This is a genomic window from Pseudomonas sp. SCT, from assembly GCF_003864275.1.
GTDB classification, from domain to species: domain Bacteria; phylum Pseudomonadota; class Gammaproteobacteria; order Pseudomonadales; family Pseudomonadaceae; genus Stutzerimonas; species Stutzerimonas stutzeri_AE.
The window spans coordinates 84,948-105,259 of record NZ_BDJA01000010.1; the positions used below are offsets into that span (position 1 = coordinate 84,948).

At 65.5% G+C, this 20,312-nt stretch carries 15 protein-coding genes; 9 read left to right on the forward strand and 6 right to left on the reverse strand.

The genetic code is table 11. The features are described from left to right. Positions 1 to 4: 4 nt before the first annotated feature. The 5 genes from BHD08_RS20705 to BHD08_RS20725 form a co-directional block, all read right to left on the reverse strand. Complete coding sequence (locus BHD08_RS20705; protein WP_015278233.1) at positions 5 to 901, reverse strand: ribose-phosphate pyrophosphokinase; 897 nt, start codon at positions 899 to 901, stop codon at positions 5 to 7. Continuing rightward, the gene (locus tag BHD08_RS20710) at positions 901 to 2,481 is read right to left on the reverse strand and encodes a thymidine phosphorylase family protein (protein WP_015278232.1); all 1,581 of its coding nucleotides are present in this window, start codon (positions 2,479 to 2,481) and stop codon (positions 901 to 903) included. Before BHD08_RS20710 ends, BHD08_RS20705 begins: the two co-directional genes overlap by 1 nt. A gap of 113 nt (positions 2,482 to 2,594) precedes the next feature. After that, the gene (locus BHD08_RS20715) at positions 2,595 to 3,365 is read right to left on the reverse strand and encodes a 3-hydroxybutyrate dehydrogenase (RefSeq protein WP_015278231.1); all 771 of its coding nucleotides are present in this window, start codon (positions 3,363 to 3,365) and stop codon (positions 2,595 to 2,597) included. Between the two features lie 115 nt (positions 3,366 to 3,480). After that, positions 3,481 to 4,872, reverse strand: a complete 1,392-nt coding sequence (locus BHD08_RS20720) for a GntP family permease (RefSeq protein ID WP_015278230.1) — start codon at positions 4,870 to 4,872, stop codon at positions 3,481 to 3,483. A 273-nt stretch (positions 4,873 to 5,145) separates the two neighbouring features. Continuing rightward, positions 5,146 to 6,486, reverse strand: coding sequence for a short-chain fatty acid transporter (locus BHD08_RS20725; protein WP_125024670.1), 1,341 nt, complete (start codon positions 6,484 to 6,486; stop codon positions 5,146 to 5,148). Positions 6,487 to 6,592: 106 nt separating this feature from the next. Here BHD08_RS20725 and BHD08_RS20730 point away from each other — a divergent pair, with 106 nt between their 5' ends. Beyond that, positions 6,593 to 7,006, forward strand: a complete 414-nt coding sequence (locus BHD08_RS20730) for a DUF192 domain-containing protein (RefSeq protein ID WP_125024672.1) — start codon at positions 6,593 to 6,595, stop codon at positions 7,004 to 7,006. A gap of 237 nt (positions 7,007 to 7,243) precedes the next feature. Here BHD08_RS20730 and BHD08_RS20735 read toward each other — a convergent pair whose 3' ends face one another. Continuing rightward, positions 7,244 to 7,714 (reverse strand): Lrp/AsnC family transcriptional regulator, encoded by a 471-nt coding sequence (locus BHD08_RS20735; protein ID WP_003281718.1) that lies wholly within the window; start codon positions 7,712 to 7,714, stop codon positions 7,244 to 7,246. Positions 7,715 to 7,955: 241 nt separating this feature from the next. Between BHD08_RS20735 and BHD08_RS20740 the strand changes: the two genes are divergently transcribed. The 8 genes from BHD08_RS20740 to BHD08_RS20775 all read left to right on the forward strand — a co-directional run bounded on the left by BHD08_RS20740 (position 7,956) and on the right by BHD08_RS20775 (position 20,217). After that, positions 7,956 to 11,426, forward strand: a complete 3,471-nt coding sequence (locus tag BHD08_RS20740) for an indolepyruvate ferredoxin oxidoreductase family protein (RefSeq protein WP_125024674.1) — start codon at positions 7,956 to 7,958, stop codon at positions 11,424 to 11,426. A gap of 150 nt (positions 11,427 to 11,576) precedes the next feature. Next, positions 11,577 to 12,671 carry a Glu/Leu/Phe/Val dehydrogenase dimerization domain-containing protein gene (locus BHD08_RS20745; RefSeq protein WP_090519425.1) on the forward strand — a complete coding sequence of 365 codons (1,095 nt, stop codon included), beginning with the start codon at positions 11,577 to 11,579 and terminating at the stop codon, positions 12,669 to 12,671. 128 nt (positions 12,672 to 12,799) lie between these two features. Then, positions 12,800 to 14,209 carry a sodium-dependent transporter gene (locus tag BHD08_RS20750; RefSeq protein ID WP_125024676.1) on the forward strand — a complete coding sequence of 470 codons (1,410 nt, stop codon included), beginning with the start codon at positions 12,800 to 12,802 and terminating at the stop codon, positions 14,207 to 14,209. Positions 14,210 to 14,600: 391 nt separating this feature from the next. Further along, complete coding sequence (hppD, locus tag BHD08_RS20755) at positions 14,601 to 15,701, forward strand: 4-hydroxyphenylpyruvate dioxygenase (RefSeq protein WP_125024678.1); 1,101 nt, start codon at positions 14,601 to 14,603, stop codon at positions 15,699 to 15,701. 202 nt (positions 15,702 to 15,903) lie between these two features. Further along, positions 15,904 to 17,043 carry a homogentisate 1,2-dioxygenase gene (locus BHD08_RS20760; RefSeq protein WP_125024680.1) on the forward strand — a complete coding sequence of 380 codons (1,140 nt, stop codon included), beginning with the start codon at positions 15,904 to 15,906 and terminating at the stop codon, positions 17,041 to 17,043. Beyond that, a complete protein-coding gene (locus BHD08_RS20765) occupies positions 17,043 to 18,026 on the forward strand; it encodes a fumarylacetoacetate hydrolase family protein (RefSeq protein ID WP_125024682.1) in 984 nt (327 codons plus the stop codon). The genes BHD08_RS20760 and BHD08_RS20765 overlap by 1 nt, the downstream gene beginning before the upstream one ends. Beyond that, on the forward strand, positions 18,016 to 18,675 hold the full coding sequence (maiA, locus tag BHD08_RS20770) for a maleylacetoacetate isomerase (RefSeq protein WP_125024684.1): 660 nt from the start codon (positions 18,016 to 18,018) through the stop codon (positions 18,673 to 18,675). Before BHD08_RS20765 ends, maiA begins: the two co-directional genes overlap by 11 nt. Positions 18,676 to 18,756: 81 nt before the next feature. Further along, positions 18,757 to 20,217 carry a sodium-dependent transporter gene (locus tag BHD08_RS20775; protein WP_125024686.1) on the forward strand — a complete coding sequence of 487 codons (1,461 nt, stop codon included), beginning with the start codon at positions 18,757 to 18,759 and terminating at the stop codon, positions 20,215 to 20,217. Positions 20,218 to 20,312: the final 95 nt, after the last annotated feature.

The following is a 20,312-nucleotide window of genomic DNA, read 5'->3' on the forward strand; positions in this document are numbered from 1 at the left end:
CGTCTCAGCGCAACAGCGGCCTGAGCGCTTCGGCCAGCTGCGGCGCCATGCTCACGGCGTTGCTCCCGTGGGCGATGCAGTCGGTGCTCCAGACATGGCCGACGCCGGCGTCGCGTATCACCTGCAGCGCATCGCCGGCAAACAGCGCATGGGTCACGGCCACGTCGACCGAGGCGGCACCGGCAGCGAGCAGCTTCTCCGCGGCTTGGGCGAGGGTGCGGCCGGAGCTGGCGACGTCATCGAGCAGCACCACATGGCGTCCGGCAAACTGCAGTTCCGGCAGGGCGATCTCCACCTGATGGTCGCCGTGGCGGACCTTGCTGCAGACGCCATGGGCGAAGCCATGCTCGGCGGCCGCCGCTTCGATCCACTGCAGCGCCTCGGCATCCGGGCCGATCAGCAGGGCATCGGGATGGCGCTCGGCGATCAGCCGTGCCAGTGCAGGGGCCGCGCAGAGGGTGACGGCATCTTCCAGCGGCACGGCTTCCTGCAGGGTGGCAACGCGGTGCAGGTGCGGGTCGACGGTGATCAGCCCGTCGAACTGCCCGGCCAGCAGCTGGCCGATGACCCGCTGGCTGACCACCTCGCCCGGGTTGAAGGCGATGTCCTGACGCATGTAGGCCAAATAAGGCGTGACCAGAACCAGTCGCTTGGCGCCCAGGCGGCGCGCCTCGCCCGCGATCAGCAGCAGCTCGACCAGCTTCTCGTTGGGATGATCGAGGCCGCGGTAGATCACCAGTTGCTCGGCGATCGCTTCGCCGTCGGCCAGCGGCAGGCGCAGGCGCAGTTCGTCATCGGGAAAGCGGTGGCGCTCGATCTGCGCCGCGGTCAGGCCGCAGGCTTCGGCCAGGCGCAGGGCGGCGGCGCGCTCATCATCGAAATACAGCAGCTGGCTTTGCATCAGAACTCCACGAAAACACTGGGAACCTGGTCGGCACTGCCGAGGCTGACGCCGCTGGCGCGCTCGGTGGCCTGGCGGGCGAAGGCGAGGTCGGCGGGAAAATCCGCGTAAACGCGATACAGACAGTCACCAGCCTGCACCGGTTCGCCGAGCTTGCGCAGAATGTCCACGCCGGCACCCTGCACCTTGGGTGCGCCGGCCAGCCGCGCAATGCGTGCCAGCTGCAGGTTGTCGATGCCGGTGACCACCGCGCTGCGCTCGGCCAGCACGTCGAAGCTGAGGCGGGCGAGTGGTGGATGGTTGTGATCGAAGGGCTTGCTGCCCTGGGCGGCGATGATCGAATGCATTTTCTTCAGCGCCCGGCCCGAATCGAGGATGTCGCGGGCGATGGCATAGCCGTCGCCGCCGCGTACGTCGGGGTCGAACTCCAGCATGCGTCCGGCCAGGCGTAGCGCCTTCTGGCGCAGGTCGATCGGCGCCGCCGGATCGTTCTGCAGCACCTGCATCACGTCGCGTGCCTCCAGCACCGGGCCGATACCATTGCCGATCGGCTGGCGGCCATCGGTGATCACCACGTCCAGGGTCAGGCCCAGGCGAGAGGCGACGAATTCGAAGAGCTTGCGCAGGCGCTGCGCCTCGGCCATCGAACGCACCTTGGCCGTCGGGCCGATGGGAATGTCCAGCAGCAGGTGAGTGGAGCCGGCGGCAATCTTCTTCGACAGGATCGAAGCGACCATCTGCCCGGGCGAGTCGATCGACAGCGGCCGCTCGACGGCGATCAGCACGTCATCGGCCGGCGACAGCTCGCTGGTGCCGCCCCAGGCCAGGCAGCCGCGTTCCTCGCGGACCATCTCGCAGAGGCGCTCGAACGGCAGTTCGACGTTGGCCAGCACCTCCATGGTGTCGGCGGTACCGGCCGGTGAGGTGATCGCCCGCGAGCTGGTCTTCGGGCACAGCATGCCGTGGGCGGCGACGATGGGCACCACCAGCATCGACGTGCGATTGCCGGGGATGCCGCCGATGCAGTGCTTGTCGACCACAGGGTGCTCGCGCCAGTCCAGGCGGCGGCCGACCTGAATCATCGCGTCGGTGAGGAAGAACACCTCCTCACGGTCCAGTTCGCCCTGGTTGCAGGCGACCACGAAGGCGGTCAGCTCGATCTTTGAATAACGATGCTCGGCGATGTCGCGCATGATCGCCAGAAAGTCCTCGCGGCGCAGGCGTTCGCCGGCGATCTTGCGATGCAGGGCGGGAATGGATGCCGCCGGTTCAGCCTGGGAAATCGATGCCGGCACGCCGGCTTCGGCGCCAAGCTGGGCGAAGGCATCTTCGGACAAACCGAGCTCGTCACAGCCGACGATGGCCGGGTCGTCCACCAGATTGAGGCTGGCCAGAATGCGCTTGCCGTTGACGCGAATCTCCACCTTGGCCAGCGCCTGGAAACCTTCGGCGCGGCAGGCGGCACAGTCGCGGTGCAGGTAGGCGACGTTTTCCCGGTAGGTATCGATCGCAACCCGGCGCAGCGCCAGGTGCACCGGAGACTTGCCATTGATCGGTGTTTCACTGCTGATGGTGGTCATGCGCGCGCATCGCTGGAGGGATGATGGCTATCTAGCCTCAGCGTAGCGCCGCTTGCCAAGCGGCCGCGCGCGTTTTGCCCTGGTGCGTTGCCGCAGGTCAGCAAAAACCGTATTCAGCGCGCCGCCCAGCCGCCGTCCATGTTCCATGCCGCACCGCGCACCTGGTCACCGGCCTCGCTGCAGAGAAACAGCGCCATGGCACCCAGTTGCGCGGGGGTGACGAAGTCCAGCGAGGGTTGCTTCTCGGCCAGCAGGTCGTGGCGGGCTTGCTGTTCATCGCCGCTCTCCCGCGCGCGCTCGTCGATCTGCTGCTGTACCAGTGGGGTCAGTACCCAACCGGGGCAGATGGCGTTGCAGGTGATCGGCGTGGTGGCGGTTTCCAGCGCGACCACCTTGGTCAGCCCGACCAGGCCGTGCTTGGCGGCGACGTAGGCGGCCTTCTGCTCGGAGCCCACCAGCCCGTGCACCGAAGCGATATTGATGATCCGCCCCCAGCCGCGCTGACGCATGCCGGGCAGGGCCAGGCGTGTGGTGTGAAACGCCGAGGACAGGTTGATGGCGATGATCGCGTCCCAGCGCTCTACCGGAAACTCCTCCACCGGCGCCACGTGCTGGATGCCGGCATTGTTGACCAGGATGTCGACGCCACCGAAATCGCGCTCGGCATAGGCGAACAGCTCGGCGATCTGTGCCGGATCGGACACGTCCGCGCCGTGGTGGCCGACCTTGCGGCCATGGCGGCCGACTTCGGCCAGCGCTGCCGAGGCATCACCGAAACCGTTGAGGATCAGGTCGGCGCCGGCTTCGGCCAGCTTCAGTGCGATCCCGAGGCCAATGCCGCTGGTGGAGCCGGTGACCAGTGCGGTCTTGCCTGTGAGGTTCATGGTTTCTCCCGCTTGGCGGCGACCGCCCGAGGACGGTGCCTTTGCTTTTTTTGTTGTCGGAAGGCAATCGCTGATGGCGCGGCGCTTCGCCGATAACGGCGAGCAGCCGCCACCATCAGACGATGCCGGTAGCGTAGTACACGCCGATCACGAAGAAGGCCGCGGCCGTGGCGATCAGGGTGATGGCGAAGATGTCCTTGTAGGATTCGCGGTGGGTCAGCCCGGTGACCGCCAGCAGGGTGATTACCGCGCCGTTATGCGGCAGGGTGTCGAGCCCGCCGGAGGCCATCGAGGCAACCCGGTGCAGCACTTCCAGGGGAATCTGCGCGGCATTCGCCGCAGCGACGAAACTGTCGGCCATCGCCGCCAGCGCGATGCTCATGCCGCCGGAGGCCGAGCCGGTGATGCCGGCCAGCAGGTTGACGGTGATGGCTTCGTTGAGCAGCGGGTTGGGAATCGCCGAGAGCGCATCGGCCACCACGATGAAGCCTGGCAGTGAGGCGATCACCGCGCCGAAACCGAATTCCGAGGCGGTATTCATCGCCGCCAGCAGCGAGCCTCCGACCGCCGTGCGGCTGCCCTCGGCAAGCTTGCCGCGCAGGGTGCCGAAGCTGGTCGCCAGTACCAGGGCAATGCCCAGCAGCAGCGCCGCTTCCACCGCCCAGATGGCGGTGAGCTTGCCGACCTCGGTGACCAGCGGCGCGCTCATGCCCGGTAGCTGCAGGCTATGGCTGGTGCCGTAGAACTCGGGAATCCAGCGGGTGAACAAGAGGTTGGCCACCAGCACCAGAATCAACGGCGACAGCGCCAGCCAGGGGTTCGGCAGGGCAATATCGGCGGGTGTTTCCGGCTCGTTGCGCAGGTTGGTGCCGTAGCCTTCGCCGGCGGCCATGGCCTTGCCGAGCTGCCACTTCAGATAAAGCATGCCCAGGCCGAAGACGAAGACGGTGCCGATCAGACCCAGCCAGGGCGCAGCCCAGGTGGTGGTGTTGAAGAAGGTGGTGGGGATGATGTTCTGGATCTGCGGCGTGCCGGGAATGGCGGTCATGGTGAAGGTGAACGCGCCGAGGGCGATGGTCGCCGGGATTAGCCGCTTGGGCATGTTGCTCTGGCGGAACATCTCGGCGGCGAAGGGGTACACCGCGAACACCACGACGAACAGCGACACGCCGCCGTAGGTCAGCAGCGCGCAGACCAGCACGATCACCAGCATCGCCTGGCTGGTGCCGAGCAGGCGGATCGCCGCGGCGACGATGGAGCGCGAGAAGCCGGACATTTCGATCAGCTTGCCGAACACCGCACCGAGCAGGAATACCGGGAAATAGAGCTTGATGAAGCCGACCATCTTCTCCATGAAGATGCCGGTGAACGCCGGCGCCACCGCGGACGGGTCGGTGAGCAGCACCGCACCCATGGCGGCGATGGGAGCAAACAGAATGACGCTGTAGCCGCGGTAGGCGGCGAGCATCAGCAGGGCCAATGCAGCAAGGGCGATGACGACGCTCATCGGGGACGATCTCCTGGCCCCGTGCGGCACGACCGAACGCTGCCGAGGGCATTCGGGGACTCGCTGCTGCACGGCAGGCGCATTGTTTTTCTTGTTTCGGCTGCGGACAGGCCGCACGGTGATTTAGCGAGTTCCGTGCCAGATATGCAACTCACTGATTTCGATAGGGTTTCTGCAGGCTGTCCAAAATGGTGGACGGTATCGATGTCTTGAATGCTGGACAGTGCGGTCCAGCATTCCGGACAGCAGCGCGGTCCGGAATGCAGAGGCGTATCAGGTCAGGAAGTACAGCCCACCAGCGATCACCACACCGGAGAACACCAGGCAGAGCAGGCAGTAGCCCATGATGTCGCGCGCCCCGAGTCCGGCGATGCCCAGCAGCGGCAGGGCCCAGAACGGCTGGATCATGTTGGTCCAGGCATCGCCCCAGGCGATCGCCATGGCCGTGACTTCCGGTGCCACGCCGAGCGCGGCGCCAGCCGGCAGCATGATCGGCCCCTGTACCGCCCACTGGCCGCCACCGGAGGGCACGAAGACGTTGACCAGCCCGGCGCTGAGAAAGGCCAGCACCGGGAAGCTCTCGGCCGACGACCAGGCGATAAAGGTGTCGGTGACCTGGCGGCCGAGGGACACACCAGCGGCATTGGCGCCGACCATCATGCCCATGATCCCGGCGTAGAAGGGGAACTGCACGACGATCCCGGCGATGCCGCGAATGCTTTCCTCGATGGCGCGCATGTAGCGCTCCGGCGTGCCATGCATCAGCAGGCCGGCGAAGAGAAAGATCGAGATGACGATGTTCAGGCTCAGTGCCAGACCGTTATTGCTGAAGTGCTGGTAGAAGAACAGCACCGCCAGGGCAACCATGATCAGGCCGAGGATGCGGCTGTCGTCCAGGCGCTGGGTGGCGGTTTCCCGCGGGATGTCGCTCGGCTGGGGTTCCTCCAGCAGCGCCGGGTCGACCACTTTCGGCGTCTTCGGCTGCATAGCCCAGTTCAACAGCGGCAGGCCCACCACCAGCACGGCGATGATGATCAGGTTGTAGGAGGCGAACAGCGTCTGGCCGACGCCGATGGCTTCGGTCAGCGCGCCGCCGGTCATCTTTTCCAGATCGGCGCCACCGCTGGCCAGGGACAGCGGGATCGAACCGGAAAAGCCGCCGTGCCAGATCAGGAAGCCTGAGTAGGCCGAGGCCACCAGCAGCGGATAGTCAACGCCGCGCACCTGGCGCGCCAGCGCGCGGGCGAACACCGCGCCGATCACCAGGCCAAAGCCCCAGTTGATCCAGGAGCCGGCCAGCGCCACCAGCGTCACCAGAATGATGGCCTGCCCGGGCGACTGCGGGATGCGCGCCATGCGGTCGAGCAGGCGATTGATTGCCGGCGCCCGTGCCAGGGCATGGCCGGTGACCAGGATCAGCGACATCTGCATGGTGAAGGCCAGCAGGTTCCAGAAGCCGTTGCCCCAGTGCTGCGCCATCGTCGGCAGGCCCTGACCGGTGCTGAGCATGGCGGCGATCAGCACGATCAGCGTGAGCAGGATGGCGAAGACGAAGGGCGAGGGGAGGAAGCGTTGCACCAGGTAGACGCTGGCCGCGGTTATTCTGTTGAGCACGATGGGGTTCTCCCTTGTTGTCGTTATGTCGCCGCGCAGGTGCGGCGCTTCGCTTATGAGTGCGGCGGCGGCCGGCTGTTCCCGCTGCGCTTGAGGAGGTTGGTCGATGCGTGTTGCGCTTTTACTGTCGCTGCTGCTTGTGGGCTCCGCTCAGGCGCAAGAGCCGCTGCGGCTGCGCCTTCAGGGGCACGAGCTGCACGCCGAATACGCGCAGACCGTCGCCCAGCGCGAACGCGGGCTGATGGGGCGCAGCGAACTGGCCAGCGACAGCGGCATGTTGTTCCGCTTTGATGAAGTGCGCCGGCACTGCCTGTGGATGAAGGACACGCCGCTGCCGTTGTCCGCGGCGTTCTTCGATGAGGACGGCGTTCTGGTCGATGTGATCGATCTGGAACCGTTCAATACCGAGATTCGTTGTTCGAAGCGGCCGGCACGTTACGCGCTGGAGATGGATCAGGGCTGGTTCGCCGAGCGGGAGATCGGACGGGGCGCGCGGCTGGAAGGGATACCGGAGGAGTAGGAGTGCAAGCGGTGCGTCGGTGCGTAGGGTGGATAACGGCGAAGCCTTACTCACCGTAACCAGGGCCGACGCATGCGGATGTTTGGGACGGTGTCGGAGGCGATCTTGGTGGACGCGTGGAAAAGGCTCTGACCGTTGTCCACCTTACGCTTTCATTCCCTCGTGGCGGCTGCTTCGCCCGTAGGGTGGATAACGGCTCCGCCTTATCCACCGCCTGCCGCGAATCCGTCTGAAGGCTCAATCCAGCGGCAACTCCGTGGTCCGCTTCACCTCGCTCATGGCGATATGCGAGTGCGCCTCCTGCACGTGGGGGCGTTGCAAAAGCTGGTCGCGCAGGAAGCGTTCGTAGCTGTCGATATCGCGCGCCACCACCTTGAGCAGGTAATCCGACTCGCCAGCCATGGTGTGGCACTCCAGCACTTCGGGGTAACCCACCACCGCCCGCTCGAACTCGTCGAGGTTGCTGCGTCCGTGGGCCGAGAGCTTGATGTTGACGAACACCGTCATGTTCAGCCCGAGCTTCTTCGGGTTGAGCAGGGCGACCTTGCGCTCGATCAGCCCTTCCTCCTGCATGCGGTGGATGCGTCGCCAGCACGGCGATTGCGACAGTTCGACCTTCTCGGCGATTTCCGCCGCGGAGAGATCGGCGTTGTGTTGCAGCAGCAGGAGAATCTTGCGATCGATGCTGCTTAGTGGCGAAGTCTGCATGGTCGTGCCTGTTTTCTTGTTGTTAGCGAATGGGTCATGCACAGAAGCACTGTTCTACCGCAAAAGTAGAAAGAAAATCTCTCTTCGTCACGGCCAGACTGTTAATCGACACGCGACGGTGGGGTGATCCCCTGCCGATTGCCAGCATCGAGAAACAACCGTGCGGTTTCTCTATGACTGCGTCAGGCGGGTAGCGAACAACGCTGCCCTGACTCCGATAACAACAAATTAGGAGCGCCCCATGTCTCTGGCCGAGATCCGTCTGGACGACAAGTACCGGCTTGCAACCGGACATCTGTACCTCACCGGCACCCAGGCGCTGACCCGCTTGCCGATGCTGCAGCATCAGCGTGATCAGGCCCGTGGTTTGAATACCGGTGGCTTCATCTCCGGCTATCGCGGCTCGCCACTGGGCGGGCTCGATAAGAGCCTCTGGGAAGCCCGCGACTACCTCAAGCAACACGCCATCCACTTCCAGCCCGGCGTCAACGAAGAGTTGGCCGCCACCGCGGTGTGGGGCAGCCAGCAAACCAACCTGTTCCCCGGTGCCAAGTACGACGGCGTATTCGCCATGTGGTACGGCAAGGGCCCGGGCGTCGACCGCGCCGGCGACGTGTTCAAGCACGGCAATGCGGCAGGTGTTGCACCCAACGGCGGCGTGCTGCTGCTGGCGGGTGACGACCACGGCTGCAAGTCCTCGACGCTGCCGCACCAGAGCGAGCATGCCTTCATCGCCGCCTCGATTCCGGTGCTGAATCCGGCCAACGTTCAGGAAATTCTCGATTACGGCATCATCGGCTGGGAACTGTCGCGCTACTCCGGCTGCTGGGTGGCGCTGAAGACCATCGCCGAGAACGTCGACTCCTCCGCCGTGGTGGAAGTCGATCCGCTACGCATGCAGACGCGCATCCCGGAAGACTTCGAGCTGCCCGAGGACGGCGTGCACATTCGCTGGCCGGACCCGCCGCTGGCTCAGGAAAAGCGCCTCAACCTGTACAAGATCTACGCCGCACGCGCCTTCGCCCGGGCCAACAACCTGAACCGGGTGATGCTCGATTCGCCGAATCCGCGCATGGGCATCATCACCACCGGCAAGTCCTATCTCGACGTGCGCCAGGCGCTGGACGACCTTGGCCTGGACGAAGCGCTGTGCGCCTCGGTCGGCCTGCGCGTGCTCAAGGTCGGCATGAGCTGGCCGCTGGAGCCGGTCTCGGTGCACGAATTCGCCCAGGGGCTGGACGAGATTCTGGTGGTCGAGGAGAAGCGCAGCATCATCGAGGACCAGCTCACCGGGCAGCTCTACAACTGGCCCGTCAGCAAGCGTCCGCGGGTGGTCGGCGAGTTCGACGAACAGGGCAACTCGCTGCTGCCGAACCTCTCCGAGCTGACCCCGGCGATGATCGCGCGGGTGATCGCCAAGCGCCTCGCGCCGATCTACACCAGCGAAAGCATCCTCACTCGCCTGGCCTTCCTCGATGCCAAGGAAAAGGCCCTGGCCGCGCGCAGCTACGACACCGTGCGCACCCCGCACTACTGCTCCGGTTGCCCGCACAACAGTTCGACCAAGGTGCCGGAGGGCAGTCGCGCCTCGGCCGGCATCGGCTGTCATTACATGGTGCAGTGGATGGACCGGCGCACCGAGACCTTTACCCAGATGGGCGGCGAGGGCGTCAACTGGATCGGCCAGGCGCCGTTCACCGACACCCCGCACATGTTCCAGAACCTCGGCGACGGCACCTACTTCCACTCCGGCAGCCTGGCCGTGCGTGCGGCCGTCGCGGCCGGCGTGAACGTGACCTACAAGATTCTCTACAACGATGCCGTGGCCATGACGGGCGGCCAGCCCATCGACGGCGAGCTGCGCGTCGACCAGCTCAGCCGGCAGATCTTCCACGAGGGCGTCAAACGCATCGCTCTGGTAAGCGATGAGCCGGACAAGTACCCGACCCGCGACAGCTTCGCGCCGATCACCAGCTTCCATCACCGCCGCGAACTGGATGCCGTGCAGCGCGAGCTGCGCGAATTCAAGGGTGTCTCGGTAATCATCTACGACCAGACCTGCGCCACCGAGAAACGTCGTCGGCGCAAGCGCGGCAAGCTGGAAGACCCGGCCAAGCGCGCCTTCATCAACCCGGCAGTGTGCGAGGGTTGCGGCGACTGCGGTGAGAAGTCCAACTGCCTGGCGGTGCTGCCACTGGAAACCGAACTGGGGCGCAAGCGCGAGATCGATCAGAACGCCTGCAACAAGGACTTCTCCTGCGTCGAGGGCTTCTGCCCGAGCTTCGTCACCGTGCATGGCGGCGGGTTGCGTAAGCCCGAAGCCGTAGCTGGCGGTATCGAGGCGGCGACGTTGCCCGAGCCGCAGCACCCAACGCTGGATCGCCCATGGAACGTGCTGATTCCGGGTGTCGGCGGCAGCGGTGTGACTACCCTCGGCGCGCTGCTCGGCATGGCCGCGCACCTGGAAGGCAAGGGCTGCACGGTGCTCGACCAGGCCGGCCTGGCGCAGAAGTTCGGCCCGGTGACCACCCACGTGCGCATCGCCGCGAAGCAGAGCGACATCTACGCCGTGCGCATCGCCGCCGGTGAGGCCGATCTGCTGCTCGGCTGCGACCTGATTGTCGCGGCGGGCGACGAGTCATTGACCCGCCTCAACGAGCAGATCAGCAACGCCGTGGTGAACAGCCACGAATCGGCCACCGCCGAGTTCACCCGCAACCCCGATGCCCAGGTGCCCGGCGCGGCCATGCGTCAGGCCATCAGCGCGGCGGTCGGTGCCGACAAGACCCACTTCGTCGACGCCACCCGCCTGGCCACGCGACTGCTCGGCGATAGCATCGCCACCAACCTGTTCCTGCTCGGCTTCGCCTATCAGCAGGGGCTGCTGCCGATCAGCGCCGAGGCCATCGAGAAGGCTATCGAGCTCAATGGCGTTGCCGCCAAGCTGAATCTGCAGGCCTTCCGCTGGGGCCGTCGTGCCGTGCTCGAACGCGAAACGGTGGAGCAGCTGGCACGTCCGGCTGAAATAGCGGAGCCGATCTGTAAAACCCTGGAAGAGATCGTCGAGTGGCGCGTGGATTTCCTTACCCGCTACCAGAACGCCGGGCTGGCGCGCCGCTATCGCCAGCTGGTCGAGCGTGTGCGCGAGGCCGATAGCGCGGACGATCTGGCGCTGTCCAAGGCCGTCGCCCGCTACTACTTCAAGCTCCTGGCCTACAAGGATGAGTACGAGGTGGCGCGCCTCTACAGCGAGCCGGAATTCCGCCAGCAGCTCGAGGCGCAGTTCGAGGGCGACTACCGGCTGCAGTTCCACCTCGCCCCGGCCTGGCTGGCCAAGCGTGACCCCGTCACTGGCGAGCCGCGCAAGCGCGAGCTGGGACCATGGGTGCTCAATGTGTTCGGCGTGCTGGCCAAGTTCCGCTTCCTGCGCGGCACGCCGCTCGATCCGTTCGGCTATGGCCACGACCGCCGCGTCGAGCGCCAGCTGATCACGGAGTACGAGAAGACCGTGGACGAGCTGCTGGCCCAGCTCAAGCCGACCAACTACCGCACTGCCGTGGCCATCGCCGCGCTACCGGAACAGATCCGCGGCTACGGCCCGGTGAAGGAACGCTCCATCGCCAAGGCCCGCCAGCAGGAGAAGTTGCTCCGCGAGCAATTGGCCAAGGGCGACGAGGTGCAGAGCGTGCGGCTGTTCCAGCCTGCGGCCTAGCGCGATGGCCGCGAAGTTACTGGCACAGGAGTAACGACTGACAGCCAGTTTTTCGCGGCCGCGATCGCCCGAATAGCGGTGGCCCCGGTACCAGACAAGTAGGCCCTGCCCACGGCAGGGAACCAGACCAACAAGAACGAGGTAACCCAAATGTCCGTCTTCGCTCACCCCGACTTCGATCGCCACGAACAGGTGGTCTTCTGCCATGACCAGGCGTCGGGTCTGAAAGCCATTATCGCCATCCACGACACGCGCCTCGGTCCGGCGCTGGGTGGCTGCCGGATGTTCCCCTATGCCAATGACGACGACGCCCTGCGCGATGTGCTGCGGCTGTCGCGCGGGATGACCCTGAAATCTTCGCTGGCCGGGCTTAAACTCGGCGGCGGCAAGGCGGTGATCATCGGCGACCCGCATACCGGCAAGAGCCAGGCGCTGCTGCATGCGATGGGCGACTTCGTCGACAGCCTCGGTGGGCGCTATATCACCGCTGCGGACTCGGGCACCGGCGATGCCGAGATGCAGGCGTTTGCCCAGCGCACCCGCCATGTGGTGGGCGCCACGCCGCGCACCACGCTGGATGGCAGTATCGCCAGCGGCGACCCCTCGCCATCCACCGCTTACGGGGTGTTCGTCGGCCTCAAGGAAGCGGTGCGTCAGCGCCTCGGTCGCGATGACCTGGCCGGGCTGAAGGTGGCGATCCAGGGCGTCGGCCATGTCGGTCTGGGCCTGGCGCGGCACCTCAAAGCTGCCGGCGCCGAGCTGTGGGTGGCAGACATCTTCGATGCCAACGTCAAGCAGGCGATGGAGGAAGTGGGCGCCAACGTGGTGCGCCCGCAGGATATCTACGGTCTCGATGTAGATGTCTTCGCGCCCTGCGCCATGGGCGGCATCCTCAACGAGCAGACCCTGGAAGTGCTGCGCGCCCCGGTGATCGCCGGCGCGGCGAACAACCAACTGGCAACCGCCGAGATCGGCATCGAACTGCAGCGGCGCAACCAGCTCTACGCGCCGGACTACGCGATAAACGCCGGCGGCATCATCGACGTCTACTACCAGCGCACCGGCGGCAGCGCCGCGCAGATCGACGCCCATGTAAAAGCCATCGGCGACACGCTGGGCGAGATCTTCACCCGCTCCGCTGCCAGCGGTGAACCGACTTCGGTGATCGCCGATCGCCTGGCGTTGGAGCGGCTGCACGCCGGTGGCGTGCCGCAAACCGAAGCGTTCAAGCGCCAGGCTTCATGAGTGATCCCGGCCGGGCGCCTGAGTGCGCCGGCCTTCGCTGAGCGGGGCGGCGGGCGCTGATCGCCAGAGCCGTGCCAGCTCCGTTCGTTCGCACCATCCCTGACAAAAACAACAAGCAGGAATCCGCAATGACCGATAAAACCAGCCTCGCGGCCGGCACCTTCGCCGGCGCGCGCGCACGCATCCAAGACAACGCCAGCCGCGGCCTATGGTCCTCGCGCTGGGTGTTCTTCCTCGCCGCCACCGGCTCGGCGGTGGGCCTGGGCAATATCTGGAAATTCCCCTACGTGACCGGGCAGAACGGCGGCGGCGCCTTCGTTCTGGTCTACCTCGCCTGCATCCTCTTGATCGGCATTCCGCTGCTGATGACCGAGGTGATGATCGGCCGTCGCGGTCGGGCGAACCCTGATGGCGCCGTCGCTCGGCTGGCCCGTGAAGCCGGAGCCAGTTCGCGCTGGCGCGTGGTCGGCTGGCTCGGCGGGCTGACCGGCTTTCTCATCCTGAGTTTCTATCTGGTGGTGGCTGGCTGGGCGCTGGCCTATGTGCCGGCGACCTTCAGCGGCGGCTTTGCCGGGGTCAGCGGCGAGGCCAGCGGCGAGCAGTTCGGCGCGCTGCTGGCGGACCCGCTGCGCCTGGTGGTCTGCGCCACGCTGGTGCTGGCGGCGACCATGCTGATCGTCGGCTTCGGCGTGCGCGGCGGGCTGGAGCGATCGCTGCGCTTTCTGATGCCAGGGCTGTTCGTGCTGATGCTGGTGCTGGTCGTCTACGCCGCCATCGAAGGCGAGTTCGCCCAGGCGCTGCAGTTTCTCTTCGTGCCGGATTTCTCCGCGCTGACCGCGCAGAGCGTGCTGATCGCCCTCGGTCATGCCTTCTTCACCCTGAGCCTGGGCTGCGGCGCGATGATGGTCTACGGCTCCTACCTGCCGGAAGGCACCTCGATCGCCAAGACCTCGATTCTGGTGGCGCTGGCCGATACCGCGGTGGCGCTGCTGGCCGGCCTGGCGATCTTCCCGCTGGTGTTCGGCAACGGCCTGGAGCCGGGTGCCGGGCCGGGGCTGATCTTCGTCACGCTGCCGATCGCCTTTGGCCAGATGCCGTTGGGGCAGGTCGTCGGTGGGTTGTTCTTCATCATGCTGGTGATCGCCGCGCTGACGTCGGCCATCTCGCTCTCCGAGCCGAGCATCGCCTGGCTCACCGAACGCTTCCGTATCAGCCGGACCAAGGCCGTGCTGGGCAGTGGTCTGGTGCTCTGGCTGCTGAGCCTGGGCAGCGTGTTCTCCTTCAATCACTGGGCGGACTACCAGCTGTTCGGCAAGACCTTCTTCGACACCCTGGATTACCTCACCACCAACTGGCTGATGCCGTTGGGCGGGCTGGGCACCGTGCTGTTCACCGGCTGGGTGCTGCAGCGTCACGTGGTCAGCGAGGCCATCGGCATTCGCAACGCCGGGCTGTTCCAGGCCTGGTGGAACCTGCTGCGCTACGGCACGCCGGTGGCCATCGTGCTGGTGTTTCTCAACCTGCTCGGCTTGATCTAGCGGGTCGCCTGGTGGGCTGAAGCCCACCCTACAAGAATGCTGCGGGCTTCTCAGGAAGCCGTTTCGGTGGGCTCAGGTCCATCCCATAGGCAGGCCAACGCAGGCCTTCATGGGGTGGGCTTCAGCCCACCTTTTTTATGCGCCAGGTTAAGCGGGAGATGACATGTGCGGCAGGTTGTCGCACCGCTCTGTCAGCTTTTCGTTACGCCTGGCAAGCCGCCGGGCCAGGCTTTTCAGCGAAACAGGCGCTGTAAGGAAAACCTGACAGCAGGGATGGCGCCGGCTGCTTGCCGTACTCGTAAACAGCATTGTTCGGCGCTCGGCCCTGGGGTGTGATGGGGCCAGCCAAGCCGTGCAGCGGCAGTCCTCACAACAATAATCAGGAGGCGATATGAACGCCGTGAACAAGATCGAACAGCACAATCCCATCGGTACCGACGGCTTCGAGTTCGTCGAATTCACCGCGCCGAATGCCGAGGGCATCGAACAGCTGCGCACGCTGTTCACCCAGATGGGCTTTACCGAAACCGCCAAGCACCGCTCCAAGGAGGTCTGGCTGTTCCAGCAGCACGATATCAACATCGTGCTCAACGGCAGCCCCACCGGGCATGTGCGCGCCTTCGGCGAAAAGCACGGCCCGAGCGCCTGCGCCATGGCCTTCCGGGTGAAGAATGCCGCCCAGGCCGCCGCCTACGTCGAATCCCAGGGCGCCAAGCTGGTCGGCAGCCACGCCAACTTCGGCGAGCTGAACATCCCCTGTGTCGAAGGCATCGGCGGCTCGCTGCTGTATCTCGTCGATCGCTACGGCGACAAGAGCATCTACGACGTCGACTTCGAGTACATCGAAGGGCGCACGCCAAACGACAACGCCGTCGGCCTGATGTGCATCGACCACCTGACCCACAACGTCATGCGCGGGCAGATGGATGTCTGGTCCGGCTTCTACGAGCGCATCGCCAACTTCCGCGAAATTCGCTACTTCGACATCGAAGGCAAGCTGACCGGCCTGTTCTCCCGCGCCATGACCGCGCCCTGCGGCAAGATCCGCATCCCGATCAACGAGTCGGCCGACGACAAGTCGCAGATCGAGGAATTCATCCGCGAGTACCACGGCGAGGGCATCCAGCACATCGCGCTGTCCACCGACGATATCTACGAGACCGTGCGCCGCCTGCGCGCCAATGGCGTGGACTTCATGACCACCCCGGACACCTACTACGAGAAGGTCGACACCCGCGTCGCCGGTCACGGCGAGCCGCTCGACCAGCTGCGCGAGCTGAACCTGCTGATCGACGGAGCGCCGGGCGTCGGTACGTCGGGCGATGACGGCATCCTTCTGCAGATCTTCACCAACACGGTGATCGGCCCGATCTTCTTCGAGATCATCCAGCGCAAGGGCAACCAGGGCTTCGGCGAAGGCAACTTCAAGGCGCTGTTCGAATCCATCGAGGAAGACCAGGTGCGCCGCGGCGTGATCAAGGCGGACGAGTAAGTCTGGAGCCAGGTGGGATGCGTAGGGTGGATGTCGCGAAGCACATCCACGCGTATGGCGGGAACAACGGGCCCGCGTGGGGCCGGCCGGTTCAGACGCGTGGAAGATGCTTCGCAGTCTTCCACCCTACGCGACATCCACCCTACGCATCGGCACCCACTGCGCCGCCATTGAGATCACGCGGTATCACGAGGAGAGGCACATGAGCCGCAAATGGATCAGTTTCCCCATCCGCGAGGGTGAGAGTTCGCGACAGGCGCACTGCGATTTTCCGCAGGGCACCTACGAGCGCGAAATGGGCCGCGAAGGCTTCTTCGGCCCGGCTTCGCACCTGCATCACAAGCATCCGCCGACCGGCTGGATCGACTGGGAAGGCCCGCTGCGTCCGCACGCCTTCAACTTCAATCAGATCCCCAGCGAAGGCGACTGCCCGCTGCAGGCGCCGCTCGCGCTGCACAACGCTGACGTCAAGCTGCGCCTGTGGAAGACCAACGGCGCCATGCGTCATCTGGTGCGCAACGGCGACGGTGACGAACTGCTGTTTATCCACGAGGGCGCCGGGCATCTGTACTGCGACTTCGGTCACTTGGAATTCCGCGACGGCGACTACCTGATGATCCCGCGCGGCACCGCCTGGCGCATCGAGGCGACGCAGCCGGTGTTCATGCTGTTGATCGAGAACACCGACGGCGCCTATCAGCTGCCGGACAAGGGCCTGGTCGGCCCGCATGCCATCTTCGACGCCGCGGTGCTCGACCATCCTCGCCTGGACGACGCCTTCCGCGTGCAGCAGGACGAGAACCCCTGGCAGATCCGCATCAAGCGGCGAGACCAGATCACTACCGTGACCTACCCGTACAACCCGCTGGACGTGGTCGGCTGGCACGGCGACAACACCGTGGTACGGCTCAACTGGCGCGACATCCGCCCGCTGATGAGCCATCGCTACCACTTGCCGCCGTCAGCGCACACCACCTTCGTCGCCAACGGTTTCGTGGTCTGCACCTTCACCCCGCGGCCGGTGGAATCCGATCCGGGTGCGCTAAAGGTGCCGTTCTTCCACAACAACGATGACTACGACGAAGTGCTGTTCTACCACCGCGGCAACTTCTTCAGCCGCGACAACATCGAGCAGGGCATGGTGACCTTCCACCCCTGCGGCTTCCCCCACGGGCCGCATCCGAAGGCGCTGAAAAAGGCCAGTACCGACCCGGCGACCTTTGCCGACGAGGTGGCGGTGATGATCGACACCCGCCGCGCGCTGGAAGTCGGCGAGGCTGCCGCCGCCGTCGATGTCCCCGAATACGTCAACTCCTGGCGTGCGCCGGGCAAGGAATCCTGATGAAACTCGCAACCCTCAACCAGGGCCGCGACGGCGTGCTCGTCGTCGTCTCCCGTGATCTCGCCCGGGCGGTGAAAGTGCCGCAGATCGCCGCCACGCTGCAGGCCGCGCTGGATGACTGGAGCTACTGCAAGCCGAAGCTGGAGGCGATCTACCAGCGTCTCAACGACGGGCTGGAGGAGGGCGCTTTCGCCTTCGACCAGGCCGCCTGCCACAGCCCACTGCCGCGCGCCTATCACTGGGCCGACGGCAGCGCTTACGTCAACCACGTCGAGCTGGTGCGCAAGGCGCGCGGTGCGGAAATGCCGGAATCCTTCTGGCACGACCCGCTGATGTACCAGGGCGGCGCCGATGCCTTTATCCCGCCGCAATCGCCGATCCGCCTGGCTGACGAGGCCTGGGGTATCGACCTGGAAGGCGAGCTGGCGGTGATCACCGACGACGTGCCGATGGGCGCGACGCCGGCTGAGGCGGCGGCGCACATCCAGCTGCTGATGCTGGTCAATGACGTTTCGCTGCGCAACCTGATTCCCGGCGAGCTGGCCAAGGGCTTCGGCTTCTACCAGAGCAAGCCGTCGTCGAGCTTTTCGCCGGTGGCGGTGACCCCGGACGAGCTGGGCGAAACCTGGCGCGACGGCAAGGTGCACCGGCCGCTGGTCTCGCATATCAACGGTGAGCTGTTCGGCCAGCCGGATGCCGGCACCGACATGACCTTCAACTTCCCGACCCTGGTCGCCCACGCCGCGCGTACCCGTCCGCTGGGCGCCGGCACCATCATCGGCTCGGGCACGGTGTCGAACTACGATCGCAGTGCCGGCTCGTCCTGCCTGGCCGAGAAGCGCATGCTCGAGGTCATCGAGCACGGCGAGGCGAAGACGCCGTTCCTCAAGTTTGGCGACCGAGTGCGCATCGAGATGTTCGACGCCGCCGGGCAGAGCATCTTCGGCGCCATCGATCAGCAGGTCGAGCGCTATGAGCACTGAGCTGACGCTCTACGGCTACTGGCGCTCCAGCGCTGCGTACCGGGTGCGCATCGCGCTGAACCTCAAGGGGTTGGCCTACCGCCAGGTGCCGGTGCATCTGGTCAAGGATGGCGGCCAGCAGCGTGCGGCCGATTACCGCGCCCTCAACCCGCAGCAGCTGGTGCCGCTGCTGGTGGACGAAGGCAATGGCGGCGCGCGCATCAGCCAGTCGCTGGCGATCCTGGAGTACCTCGACGAGGTGTTTCCAGTACCGGCGCTGCTGCCGGCCGATCCGGTCGAGCGCGCCCAGGTGCGCTCGCTGGCCATGCACATCGCCTGCGAGATCCATCCGCTGAACAATCTGCGCGTGCTGCAGTACCTCAGCGCCGAACTGGGCGTCGATGACGAGGCGAAGAATGCCTGGTATCAGCATTGGGTCAGCCAGGGGCTGGCGGCGGTGGAGCAGGGCCTGGAAACCTTTGGTGACAAGCTTTCCCTGAACGATCGGCCAGGTTATCTGGAGGCATGCCTGGTGCCGCAGGTATACAATGCGCGCCGTTTTGCCTGTGACCTCGCGGCGTATCCACGCATTCTCGAGATCGTTGCACGCTGCGAGACGCTTCCGGCCTTCCAGCAGGCCGCGCCGGAGGTGCAGCCCGACGCTCAATGAACGACTGAATCCGCCTTGCACGCCGTCGCGCCCTGCGCGACGGTCCCGATCCCGTCACAGATAACAACAAACAGGTGACGTATGACTCGTGAAAAACCGAAGAACCTCTGGCTGTCGCGCTGGGGCTTCATCCTCGCGGCAACCGGCTCCGCCGTGGGCCTGGGCAACATCTGGAAATTCCCCTACATCACCGGCGAGTTCGGCGGTGGTGCCTTCGTATTGATGTACCTGCTGTGCATCCTCGCCATCGGCGTACCGGTAATGATGTGCGAGATCGCCATCGGTCGCCGCGGCCGTGGCAGCCCGATCGACGCCATCGGCCGGGTGGTCCGCGAGAACAACGGCAACCCGCTGTGGAAGGCGGTCGGCGGCATGGCCATGACGGCCGGCTTCCTGATCCTCTGCTTCTATGTGGTGGTTGCCGGCTGGGCCTTCGCCTACACGGTGAAGATGCTCGACGGCTCGCTGGCCGCGACCAGCGTCGAGGCATTGGGCGGCGTATTCGAGGCGCATAACGCCAACCCCTGGCAGCTCGGCGGCTGGAGTCTGCTGGTAGCGCTGCTGACCCTGTGGATCGTCGCCAAGGGTGTGCAGAAGGGCATCGAGAACGCCGTGCGCTGGATGATGCCGGGCCTGGCCGTGCTGCTGCTGATCCTCGTGGGTTACGCGGTGACCAGTGGCGGCTTCGATCAGGGCTTCGCCTTCCTGTTCAGCTTCGACACCTCGAAGATCACCGGCGAGGCGCTGCTGGCCGCGCTTGGTCACGCGTTCTTCACCCTCAGCCTGGCTTCCGGGGCGATCCTTACCTACGGCTCGTATATTCCGGATGACCAATCCATCGCACGCACCACCTTCATGGTCGCCATCGCCGACACCTGCGTGGCGCTGCTGGCGGGCCTGGCGATCTTCCCGATCATCTTCGCCAATGGCATGGACCCGACCGCCGGCCCTGGCCTGATCTTCATGAGCCTGCCGCTGGCCTTCCAGCAGATGCCGTTCGGCACTGCGTTCGGCGTGCTGTTCTTCGCCATGGTATCGATCGCAGCGCTGACCTCGGCGATCTCGATGATCGAAGCCACCGTTGCCTACCTCAACGAGAAGCACGGCATCTCGCGCCTGAAGGCGGCGATGGGCTCGGGTGCGGTACTGCTGGTGATCAGCATGCTGGCGATGCTCTCGTTCAACCTCATGTCCGGCTGGACGCCGATGGGCAAGAACTTCTTCGACTGGCTGGATTACCTGACCTCGCGCTGGATGATGCCGCTGGGCGGGATCTTCACTGTGCTGCTGGCCGGTTACGCACTGCGCAGCGAGATCATGCGCGACGAGCTCAATCTGCCGCCGCTGGGCTACGCGCTATGGCTGTTTATGGTGCGCTACGTCTGCCCGGTGCTGATCCTGATGGTGTTCCTGCATGCGCTCGGCTGGCTGGGCTTCGACCCGCTGCAGCGCTGGTACTGGATCGCCGGCGCGATCGGTGCACTCACCCTGGTCGGCGAGCTGCTGCGCCCGCGAGTGATGCCAGCGCTGGCCGGGCGCTGAGTTCATCGGCGCATCAGGAAACGCCAGCCGCGAGGCTGGCGTTTTCGTTTCTGCGGCTGCGATTACGGCGGGCACGGTGCCGACCGTTCGCCGGC